The sequence below is a fragment of the Luteibacter sp. HA06 genome (genome assembly GCF_054061215.1).
Genome location: NZ_JBSSDZ010000001.1, coordinates 2,789,854 through 2,801,083, shown reverse-complemented (window position 1 = coordinate 2,801,083; position 11,230 = coordinate 2,789,854). Strand labels below are relative to the sequence as shown.

Here is an 11,230-nt window from a genome sequence, read left to right as displayed (position 1 = left end):
TCATGTGATTTGTCATTAACGTGATAATGCCAACCGTGCGTTAAAGCTGTCACGGTCCTGGCATATGCAGGGACATCCCCGCCGTCACTGGTACGACAATTATCGGGCGAATACTCGGAACGCCTCCAAGAGGAGGTCTAACGACTAGGGGTAACACCATGTTCAAGCGTAATGCTATGGGGAACACCCGCGCCAAGCTTCTCGCTGGCGCCGTCCTGATGACGCTCGGTTTGACGGCTGCCGGTGCAGCGATGAGCACCAACGTCGGCGGTGGCGGTGCGACGCTGCCGGCCGGCGGGTACGTCGGTTGGAACTTCACCACCTCGGGCGCAACGTCCACGATCTTTTCGAGCAGCGTGGCGAGCAAGCCGGGCGCGACTGTCGACTCGACCTCGCTGATCGGCAACTGGGCCAGCACCAGCGGTAACAGCATTTCGTACTGCCAGACGGGCAGCGGCGGCGGCAAGAAGATCTTCGATCATTCCGACGGTACGGCTACGTGGGGTGGCGCTGGTCAGGCTTGCTCGGCCACCGCTAGTGCGACCTCCGGCTTCGGCGCCGATACCTCCATCGTCGATCCGCACTTCGTGGGCAGCGATGCGCCGATGTCCCAGGCTGAGTTCAGCTGGTTCGGCAACGGTACCAACCTCGGCAACAAGGCTACGAAGTACGGCCAGCCGTCGCAGTTCCCGGCCATCGTCGGTTCCGTCGCCATCGCGTTCAACAATCCGGACGCGTCGAGCCTCGACCTGAGCGATGCCGGCATCTGCCGCATCTTCTCCGGCCAGGTGACCGACTGGACCAACCTGGTGTCGTCCGATTTCCACACCCTGCCGTCGACCTTCCCGCTGCCGGCCCGCGCGCTAAAGGTCGCCTATCGTGGCGATGGCAGCGGTACGACCTTCTCGCTGGCCAACCACCTGAGCACGGTGTGCGGCACGATCGCTGGCAAGTTCTTCCAGGCCGACCAGGCGTTCTCCACCGTTGTGGCCCAGTTTGGTCTGCCTGCGGGTTCGGTCGCCGGCACCGGTAACCCGGGCGTCGTGACTGCCATCAGCACCACACCGGGCGCGATCGGCTACGCGGAGTCGGCCAACCTGCAGCACACATCGGTTTCGGCCAACACCCACGTTGCCAATGTCAACGGCAAGAACCCGTACTCGGATCTCGCCTCGTCGTACACCTTCACCACGATCGTGGTCGACAACGTCATCAATGGCTGGAATACCACCGGCACGCTCGGTACGCCGAAGCTGCAGGCCCTGAGCCCGGCCGCCCCGGTCGGTGGTTGCATGCTGATGGTCAACCCGACGGCCTACGCCAACGGCATCGGCACGAGCTATCCGATCCTTGCCGTCTCCAACCTGATCTTCAACGAGAAGGGCAACGGCACGGATGTCACGGCCGTGCGTGACCTGATGTCGTACACCTACAGCGCCACCCGCCGCGTTGGCGCCACACTCATCGGCACCGGCACCGGCTATGCGTTCGTCACCGCGCCGACCGCCAACGTCAAGATCAACACCTGCATCAACGCCTGATCGATATCTGATCGGATATCACGGATGAGTCATGGACGAGCGGAAAGGGCCCTTCGGGGCCCCTTCTTTTCCTGCGTCATGCGAACGAAACCTAACGCGCCGTACTCTTGTGCAGGAAGGAGGGGAACACGATGCGGCAACGTCGCGAACACGGATTCAGCCTGCTGGAAACGCTGGCAGCGATGTTCCTGCTCGCGTTGTGTTTTGGCGCCTTGATGAAAGCCGCGGGAGCGTCCATGGCACTCAACGCCCGGGCCGCCGATTACACGCAGGCCTCGCTATGGGCCACTGGCTTGCTCGACAGGCAATACGTGACCGAGTTTCCCTCCACCGGTGTGCATGAGGGGCGGTTCGATGAGACCTACCGATGGAAGATGACGGTGTCCGAACCGCCATCGGAGGCAGTCATGCGGATGAGTGCGCCGATGCGGCTTTACCGCATCGAGCTGACCGTCGTTTGGAATGAGAAGGGCAAGGATGCGTCGGCGCGTTTCGAAACCCTCCGCGCCGTCTCAGAGGTTCCGCCCAGGGATGTCCCATCACCGGGGGGCGACTCGTGAAGCGGTCGGCAGGTTTCAGTCTCATGGAAACGCTGGCCGCGCTCGCCTTGTTGGCGTTGCTGCTTCTCGGTGTGGTGGCATCGCTGGACACGATTGCACGATCGACGCACGCGAGCCTTGCCGCGACACAACGACTCGACGAGATGCGCGCTGCGCAGAACTACCTGCGAAGGGCGCTCTCGGGCGCGCTCGCTTATCCGTGGGCGCTCGGTCACGACAGGCAAGCGGTGGTGTTTCGTGGCAGTGCGCAGGCAGTCACCTTTGTATCGCCCGGACCGGGTTATCTCGCTGCCGATGGACTCCAGCGACAGACGCTGTCGATTGTCGGCACACCGGGTGACCAGCGGCTTGAAGTGTCATTTGCACCGCTCGCCACCCGTGCGGGTGCAGGCATTGTACCGGCATCGCCCGAAACGCTGCTCGAGCATGTCGCGTCGGGGCGTATCGTCTACAGCGGCATGGATGACCAGGGTCACCCGGTAACCTGGAGGCCATCGTGGCCTTATGAAGATCGCATGCCGACGATGATCGGCCTGGAGCTTCGGTTGCGTGTTGGCCTGCGCTGGCCAACCTTCGTGGTGCCGCTGCGGATGGATCCGGAAGCGGTGAACACGCGCGAGGCCTTTACCCGGCTGGCCGCTACGCAGGCGAAATCGTGAAAGCGCATGGGCGCGTCGGTGGGCAGCGGGGCATCGCACTTCTCGTGGTGCTGTGGGGATGCACGCTGGCGGCGATCACGCTTGGTGCGTTGGCGAGCGGCGCGAAGGTCGAAGGCATCCAGGCGAGGGGCCAGTACCTGCAGACCAGGGGTTTCTACGCTGCGGAGGCCGGCATCGAGCAGGCCGTGTTCCGGCTACGCGCCCAGACGGCATCACAGCGATGGGCTGTCGATGGCCGGACCTACCGCCTGCGCGAGGGCGACGCGACCGTATCGGTCACCGTGACCGATGAGGATGGCAAGCTCAACCTCAACAAGGCGTCACCCGCACAGCTGGGTGCGTTGCTCGAGGCGGTGGGCGTCGATGCTGGGCAGGTGCCGAGGCTGCGCGATGCCATCGTCCGATGGGGGAGTGGCGGTGAACGCTACTCCGATAGCCTGTTGGCGAAGGGTGGATTCACCAGTCTGGAAGAATTGCGTCGCGTGCCTGGTTTGCCCGGCGACGTGGTCGATCGACTGGAACCGGCGGTGACGCTGTGGTCGGGCTCGGGACCGAACCTGGCTCACGCGCCCGCGGTTGTCGTCGTCGCGATGACAGGGGCGGGGCGGGCGGCTGCGGAAGCCTATGTGACCGACGTTCGCGCGATGGATCCCGAACACGGCGGCCTTCCTGCGGTGCCCGGCAACGTGGGAGCAGCACAGTCCTTCGTACAGGGTAGTGGCACGGTCACCATCGTCTCTACCGCGACCTTGAGCGACGCACTCGCGGTAAGTATCCGGGCCACGGTGACCCTTCAGAACGCGCCCGGTGATCCGCGTGCTTATCGCGTGCTTCGATGGACGTCCGTTACATCGTCCTGACGGACATGCGTCTTGGAACCGTCATGTCCACGGAGATATGGACATCGCTGAATGGTCACGAGTACGCGATAGCGTCGTAAGTGATCCACCACCGACATCCATCACCGAGGTGTTCTCATGACGACTCAAAACGTGCCGTCCCGTCGCCGCTGGCTCGCTTCCGCGGCGCGCTGCACGCTTCCGCTCCTGGCTGCCGGCGTGGCACTGCCGGCATCGGCTGCCCACAACAACCATGCGTATGTGGTGAACCAGATCGACAACACGGTTTCCGTGATCGATATGGCTACCCATGCCGTGACCGCCACGATTCCGGTGGGCATCACACCCGTGGCTGCTGCGGTCAGTCCCGACGGCAATCACGTCTATGTGGTCAACAGCCAGGCCAATACGGTTTCCGTGATCGATGCAGCGACCAACATCGTCGCCGCTAACGTGCTGGTGGGTTCGACGCCCGCCGCCGTCGCCGTCAGCGCTGACGGTACGAAGGTATATGTCGCGAATTCCGCCGCCAACACCGTTTCCGTGATCAACGCGGTCACCAACTCGGTGGTTGGCGAGATCGCGGTCGGCAGCGCGCCGCTCAGTATCGCGGTCGGTCCCGGTGGGGCTCGCGTTTACACGGGGAACATCGGCGATGGCACCGTGTCGGTGATCGACGTGCGTGCGGGCAGGGTGACGGCCACGGTGGCAGTCAATGGCGTGCCGTTCGGTCTGGGCATGGGGCCCCTCGGAGCGCGCTTGTTCGTGCCCGACGTCGGCTCCAGCAATGTCTCCATCGTCGATACGCTGCAGAACAAGGTAGTTGGCAACCTCACCGCCGGTAACGGTACCTATGATGTGGTGACCAGCATCGTCGGTACGCCGGCGTATGTATCCAACTTCGGCGACAACACGGTGTCGGTGATCGAGACCTTCAGCAAGAAGACGCTCGCTACCGTGCCGGTGGGCAATTCCCCGGAGTCCGTGGCGGTCAGTCGCGACTCCGGTCGTGTCTATGTCACCAACTCGGGCACCAACAACGTTTCCGTGATCGACCCGCTTCGCAATACGGTGATCGCGACGGTGAACGTGGGTAGTGCGCCGACCGCCGTGGCCACCCAGCCGCAGTAACGGCTCGGCCGACGTTCGTGGAAGCAGCGGCCATCCTCCGGGGATGGCCGTTTTCCTTGCGCGAGTTGCCGGTTTCCGTATGCCATGCAACAGTGCGTCACGGGGTCGCAACACGCACCCCCCAATCTCGCAGGCTTCGGTAACCATGATGGTTTTTGCATGACTCGTTTTCTTACGATCGGCGCCACGGCGCTGGCGGTGGCCCTGGCAGGTTGCTCCACGCTACCCCAGCCCCGCGACGATGGCGCACTGCAGCGCGAAGCCATGGCCGGCACCGAACTTCCGGCGCCGAAGCCGCATATCGTGCCGTCGAACAATCCTTCGGTACCGGCCAGCACGGCGCCGCAGGTAACGACGGGTACTGGCGAGTTCATTAAACCTGTCGGGCTGGCCAAGCCGAAGCCGGTCGCCGAAGGCGCAGGTACGGTTACCTTCAATTTCGAGAACCAGCCGGTCGAGTCGGTGGTGAAAGCCATCCTGGGCGATCTGCTGCACGAGAACTATTCGATCGTCCCGGGCGTGCAGGGCAACGTGTCCTTCTCGACCTCGCAGCCGGTGACGGCCGAGCAGGCGCTGCCGATCCTCGAGACGCTGCTCTCGTGGACGGGGAATGCGCTCGTCCACAGCAATGGCCGCTATGTCGTGATGCCCGCGAAGGATGCCGTCGCCGGCAACCTCGTGCCGAGCATTGGCGCGAATGCGCCGGCCGGTGGTCTTCAGGCGCGCCTCTTTCCGCTGCACTTCATCTCCGCGACGGAGATGCAGAAGCTGATCAAACCGTTTGCGCGTCCGGACGCGACGCTGCTCGCCGATCCCACACGTAACGTGCTGGTGATGGCCGGAACACCGACCGAGCTCGACAACTACCAGCGCACCGTGGCCACCTTCGACGTGGACTGGCTGCGCGGCATGTCGGTCGGTGTGTTCGCCTTGCAGCGTGCCCAGGTGAAGGACCTCACGCCCAAGCTCGAAGGCATCTTCGGCGACAAGGGCAACACGCCGATGGCCGGCATGCTGCGTTTCATTCCGATCGAACGGACCAACTCGCTCGTCGTGCTGAGCCCGCAGCCTGTGTACCTCGAGGAAGTGCGCAGCTGGATCGATCGCATCGATCGGGGCGGCGGTAACGAGCCGCAGTTGTACGTAGTGGATGTGCGTAACGTGCAGGCCTCGGACATGGCCGATTACCTTTCGGACATCTATGGCAGCGGGTCGGGTGGCCGCTCGGGTGACAAGGGTGGCAAGGTCGGCCCCGGTCTCAGCTCCGGTACGCTCGGCGGCGGTGACAGTGATCTCGGCAATCGTGGTGGCTCCGGTATCGGTAGCACGACGGGTGCGTTCGGCAACGCGGGTTCGTCGTCGTCCGGCTCGTCGACCACCGGGGGTATGAGCACCGGTAGCGGTCTCGGTGGTAGCAGCTCGGGTCTGGGTGGCACGTCGACCTCAGGCCTGGGTTCCGGTTCGGGTTCTTCCGACGATAGCTCGGGTGATCCGGGTAATCGCCATTCCTCGACCACCACCGACGACGGCGTGCGCATCACCTCGGTCGATGCGAACAACCAGCTGATGGTGCGTTGCCGTCCGGCGCAGTGGGCCGAGATCGAGCAGGCGATCCAGCGTCTCGACGCGGTGCCGATGCAGGTGCAGATCGAAACGCGCATTCTCGAAGTGACGCTCAGCGGCGATCTCGAGTTCGGTGTGCAGTGGTACCTCGAAGGGTTGACGGGCACGACCAACGGTCAGCCGACCCAGCCCGGCAACAAGCATCAGTACGCGCTCGGCGGTGGCGGCGCAACGCTTAATGTCAACGACAATTTCTTCTACTCCTTCGTCAACAACAACATCTCCGTGGCCCTGCATGCCATGGAGCAGAACGGGAACACCAAGGTGCTCTCGGCGCCGTCACTGGTGGTGCTGAACAACCAGAAGGCGCATATCGAAGTCGGTGACCAGATTCCGATCACCCAGACCTTCGTCAACACCGGCGCGAACACCGACAACACGATCGGCCAGGTGGAGTACAAGGACACCGGCGTGATCCTCAACGTGCGCCCGCGCGTGAATCCGGGTGGCCTGGTCTACCTCAACGTGAGCCAGGTGGTGAGCAGCCCCGGCATCAAGGACACGACCACCGGCAACTTCCCGATCCAGCAGCGCGAGGTGGCCACCCAGGTGGCGGTCCAGAGCGGGCAGACGGTGCTGCTCGGCGGCCTGATCAAGCAGAACGATGCCCTGACCGATACCGGCATCCCCGGCCTCAACCAGATACCCATTTTCGGCCGGCTGTTCGGTACCACCAGCCGGACGCGGACCCGTACCGAGCTGATCGTCCTGATCACCCCCCGGGTGATCACCAACGGGGACGAGGCCAAGCAGGTCACCGACGAGTACCAGCGCAAGTTCGAGTCGCTCCGGCCCCTGACCCAGCCCGCCACACCTTGACCACAGGGTGACCAAGGGTGCATACACCTACGTCACGGACCGCGTTTCACATTGGACGCGTGTTCCTGACGGGGGGAGACTCGCTTGATACAGGATCTGGCCGGCTGGTCCACAGTGCTGGAGCTGATGCCCACGGCAATGTTCGTGCGCGATGCGGCGCACCGCTGGGTGTACGTCAATCAGATGGGCTGCGAGTACTTCGGCGTCAAAGCCGGGGACGTGCTCGGCCGCACCGACGCCGAGATCTTTCCGCCGGAGCAGGCCGCCCGCTTCGAGGCCGGTGACGATGCCGTGCTGCGCAGCCAGCAGGTGGTCGAGACCGAGGAAACGGTCACCGACCCGCAGGGCCACGTGCGCACCTTGCTCACCCGCAAGACCCGCATCGACCTGGAGGGGGCGCCGCATGTGCTCGCCTCTGTCACCGACATCACCGAGTTGCGCGAGTCCGAGGCGCACGTGCGCTGGCTTGCCTGCCATGACGCCCTGACCGGGCTGGCCAACCGCACCGCGCTGTTCAGCCGTCTGGATGCCGCCATCGGCCGGGCCGCCAGCGGCGGCGCGCACGCCGCGCTGTTCTACCTGGACATGGACGGCTTCAAGAAGGTCAACGATACCTACGGCCACCTGATCGGCGACGAGCTGCTGGTGCAGTTTGGTGCGCGTCTGCGCAGCGCGGTCGGTCCGGATGACACCGTGGCCCGGATCGGCGGCGACGAGTTCGCCCTGCTGGTCGACGACAACGGCGGCCTGGACGTGAGCGGCCTTGCCGACCGCATCCTCATGCTGGCCGGCGAACCCTATGACGTCCTGGCGACGACGACCTTCATCGGCACGTCCATCGGCATGGTCGCGATCGATGCCGAGGCGGTGGCCGCGGGCGAGCTGGCCCGCAAGGCCGACAGCGCGCTGTATGAGGCGAAGAAGAAACGCAACCGGCTGGTCGTCTACACCAAGACCCTGGACGCCGCGCTCGCCCATCGCCGGGACATCGAGCGCGCGCTACTCGAGGCCCTGCTGAGCGGCGAAGGCCTGAGCTGCCATTACCAGCCGATGATCCGTGCGGCGGATGGCAAGGTGGTCGGCCTGGAAGCCCTGGCTCGCTGGCGGCATCCAGCGCTGGGGGTGGTCTCGCCCGTGCAGTTCATCGCCGTGGCCGAAGAAACCGGCCTGATCGGCCAGCTCGGCGAATGGGTGCTGCGCACGGCGTGTGCCCGCGTGGCCAAGCTCGACGATGTGTTCATCGCGGTCAACGTCAGCGCGGTACAACTGCGCGACGACGGCTTCGCGGACATGGTGATGCGCACACTGATCGAGACACGCCTGTCACCGAAACGACTGGAACTGGAAATCACCGAGACGGCCATCGTCAACGCGGACGGGGCGGCGGTGCAGCTGCTCAAGCGCCTGCGCAAGGCCGGCGTACGCATCTCGCTGGACGACTTTGGCACGGGTTACTCGAGCCTTACCCTGCTCAAGGACCTCGCCGTCGACAAGGTAAAGATCGATCGCTCCTTCGTGCAGAACGCGACCCAGGCCGGCGATTCCGCGGCCATCGTGCGGGCGGTGTCCAACCTGGGTGCCGCGCTCGGCCTGTGCGTGGTGGCCGAGGGCGTGGAGACCGAGCAGCAACGGGCCTTCCTCAGCGAAGCCGGCTGCGACGAGCTGCAGGGTTTCCTGTTCTCGCCGGCCGTGGCGGAAGATCGCATCGACCGGGTTACCGGTCCATACCCGGCCCCGGTCGCCATGGCGGCTTATTCGGCCGGATAGGCGTCCGCTGGCATCGGCCAGGTGCGGCGCAGGTCGGGCATGCCGGGCATGGTGGTCGGCTGCGGTAGCGGCAAGGGCGTGTGCACGTCGACGAGGCCGCCCGTCGCGTCGCCGACAATGGCGATGATGCAGGCGCCGCTTTCCTGCGAACTTCCGAATGACAAGCGTCCCCAGGGCATCTGCATGACCATGTAGCGGTTCGGCAGCATGGCCGGGGCGGCGGGCAGGTTGGTCTCGGAGGTGGCGGCGTGGAAGGCCTCGGCCAGCTCGCTGCGCGGGAAACAGGGGCGTTGCTCCAGCTGGATCGACGTGAAGCGAACCATGGGTACGTCGCCACCCTCGTTGAAACCGCGCGCCTCGAAGGCGCTGACGCGATAACCGTCGCGGGTGACGAAGGGCACGCTGCGCACGATCTGCGGCGGCGCGTCCGCGGTGGCGTGGAGGCCGCCGGGCAGCTTGCCGGACAGCGAATCGACGGCGTTAGGCAGGGTGCCCATCGTCGAGTTGATGATCTCGACCAGGGTCTTGTCGCTGCGAGGGACGCTAACGGGCTCTGCCGCCGCGAGGGGAGCGAGCGCGGTGGCGAGCAGGATGGCCAGGAGGCGGGTCGGACGCATGAGGGCCAGGTTGGGGTGAGCAGGGGCGCTAGTTTGCACGAGTTGCGTACGCCCTTGCATGCGCCATGAATGCCCGGATATCGGGAACAACGTCCAGACCGTGATCCCGATGACAGACCTGCGCTTCGATAACGCCTTCGTCCGCGAGTTGCCGGCCGACCCCGAACGGGCCAACGGCCCGCGCCAGGTCGCCGGTGTGGCCTTCTCATGGGTCGATCCGACACCCGTGGCGGCTCCCCGCCTGGTCGCCGTGGCGCCGGATGTCGCGGCCATGCTGGGCGTTTCGCCGGATGCGCCGGATTTTGCGAACGTGTTTTCGGGCAATGCGCGCTGGCCGGGTATGACCGGTTATGCCATGGCCTATGGAGGTCACCAGTTCGGCAACTGGGCCGGCCAGCTCGGCGATGGCCGGGCGCTGGGCCTGGGCGAGGTCGTTACCGCCCACGATGGTCGCCAGGAGTTGCAGCTGAAGGGCGCCGGTCGGACGCCGTACTCACGCGGGGCCGATGGACGGGCCGTGCTGCGCTCCTCCATTCGTGAGTTCTTGTGCAGCGAGGCCATGCATCACCTCGGCGTGCCGAGCACACGGGCGCTATCGCTGGTGCTGACTGGGGACGAGGTGCTTCGCGACGTGATGTACGACGGCAACCCGGCAATGGAGCCAGGGGCGATCGTCTGTCGTGTCGCGCCGTCGTTTATCCGCTTCGGGTCCTTCGAGCTGCCATCGTCCCGCAACGACATCGACCTGTTGCGACGCCTGGCGGACTTCACCATCGCCACGCACTACCCGGCGTTTGGCTCACTCCCCGGGGAAGATCGCTACGCCGCCTTCTTCACCGAGGTCTGCGAACGCACGGCACGCCTCATGGCGCACTGGATGCGCGTGGGCTTCGTCCACGGCGTGATGAATACGGACAACATGTCCATCCTCGGGCTCACCATCGACTACGGCCCCTACGGTTGGGTCGACGACTTCGACCCGGACTGGACACCGAACACCACCGATCGTGCGCACAAGCGCTACCGCTTCGGACACCAGCCGCGCGTGGCTTACTGGAACCTGCAGCGCTTGGCCCAGGCGCTGTCGCCGCTGTTTACGGGTGTCGATGCGTTGCAGGCCGGTCTCGACCACTACGTCGAGGTGTTCGAAGCCACCGATGCGGCCTTCTCGGCGGCCAAGTTCGGCCTGGTCAACGCCCGCGACGGCGACGACACCCTGATAGCCGACCTGCGTGGACTGCTGACGCTGGGCGGCATGGACATGACGATTTTCTTTCGCGACCTCGCGTTGCTCGATCTCGACGCGCCGCATCCGGGCGTGGTGGGAGCTTCCTTCTATGAGGAGGAGAAGCGCGTGGCGACGCAGGAGGCGCTCGCTGCGTGGCTGCAGCGTTATGCGACGCGCGTGCGCGCCGATGAGGCGCCTGCCTCGGAGCGCCTGGCCCTGATGCATGCGAGCAATCCGCGCTACGTGCTGCGTAACTACCTTGCGCAGCAGGTGATCGATGCGGCAGAGCAGGGCGACTACGCGCCTCTCCATGAGCTCATGGAGACGCTCCGCCAGCCCTACGACGAGCAGCCGGGCAGGGATCATCTGGCCGGTCGCCGGCCGGAATGGGCGCGCGACCGGGTAGGCTGTTCCATGCTTTCCTGCAGCAGCTGAGCGGCCTCGGG

The 11,230-nt window shown here is 65.1% G+C and carries 9 protein-coding genes; 8 read left to right on the top strand and 1 reads right to left on the bottom strand.

Going from position 1 to position 11,230, the window contains the following annotated elements; all coding sequences use genetic code 11:
• Positions 1-158: 158 nt before the first annotated feature.
• From ACVWWJ_RS12920 to ACVWWJ_RS12890, 7 genes are all read left to right on the top strand, one after another.
• On the top strand, positions 159-1,541 hold the full coding sequence (locus ACVWWJ_RS12920; RefSeq protein WP_456968179.1) for a substrate-binding domain-containing protein: 1,383 nt from the start codon (positions 159-161) through the stop codon (positions 1,539-1,541).
• A gap of 131 nt (positions 1,542-1,672) precedes the next feature.
• Positions 1,673-2,101: a type IV pilus modification PilV family protein gene (locus ACVWWJ_RS12915; protein WP_063572214.1), complete on the top strand. Its 429-nt coding sequence runs from the start codon at positions 1,673-1,675 to the stop codon at positions 2,099-2,101.
• Positions 2,098-2,760 (top strand): prepilin-type N-terminal cleavage/methylation domain-containing protein, encoded by a 663-nt coding sequence (locus ACVWWJ_RS12910; protein ID WP_345777438.1) that lies wholly within the window; start codon positions 2,098-2,100, stop codon positions 2,758-2,760. The genes ACVWWJ_RS12915 and ACVWWJ_RS12910 overlap by 4 nt, the downstream gene beginning before the upstream one ends.
• Positions 2,757-3,620, top strand: coding sequence for a general secretion pathway protein GspK (locus tag ACVWWJ_RS12905; protein WP_456968178.1), 864 nt, complete (start codon positions 2,757-2,759; stop codon positions 3,618-3,620). The genes ACVWWJ_RS12910 and ACVWWJ_RS12905 overlap by 4 nt, the downstream gene beginning before the upstream one ends.
• Positions 3,621-3,737: 117 nt before the next feature.
• Positions 3,738-4,730, top strand: coding sequence for a beta-propeller fold lactonase family protein (locus tag ACVWWJ_RS12900; protein ID WP_159892164.1), 993 nt, complete (start codon positions 3,738-3,740; stop codon positions 4,728-4,730).
• A gap of 159 nt (positions 4,731-4,889) precedes the next feature.
• On the top strand, positions 4,890-7,172 hold the full coding sequence (gene gspD, locus ACVWWJ_RS12895) for a type II secretion system secretin GspD (RefSeq protein WP_456968177.1): 2,283 nt from the start codon (positions 4,890-4,892) through the stop codon (positions 7,170-7,172).
• A gap of 84 nt (positions 7,173-7,256) precedes the next feature.
• The gene (locus tag ACVWWJ_RS12890) at positions 7,257-8,939 is read left to right on the top strand and encodes a putative bifunctional diguanylate cyclase/phosphodiesterase (protein ID WP_456968176.1); all 1,683 of its coding nucleotides are present in this window, start codon (positions 7,257-7,259) and stop codon (positions 8,937-8,939) included.
• Here ACVWWJ_RS12890 and ACVWWJ_RS12885 read toward each other — a convergent pair.
• A complete protein-coding gene (locus ACVWWJ_RS12885) occupies positions 8,924-9,556 on the bottom strand; it encodes a hypothetical protein (RefSeq protein ID WP_456968175.1) in 633 nt (210 codons plus the stop codon). The genes ACVWWJ_RS12890 and ACVWWJ_RS12885 overlap by 16 nt on opposite strands.
• Positions 9,557-9,665: 109 nt before the next feature.
• Here ACVWWJ_RS12885 and ACVWWJ_RS12880 point away from each other — a divergent pair, with 109 nt between their 5' ends.
• The gene (locus tag ACVWWJ_RS12880) at positions 9,666-11,219 is read left to right on the top strand and encodes a protein adenylyltransferase SelO (RefSeq protein ID WP_456969708.1); all 1,554 of its coding nucleotides are present in this window, start codon (positions 9,666-9,668) and stop codon (positions 11,217-11,219) included.
• Positions 11,220-11,230: the final 11 nt, after the last annotated feature.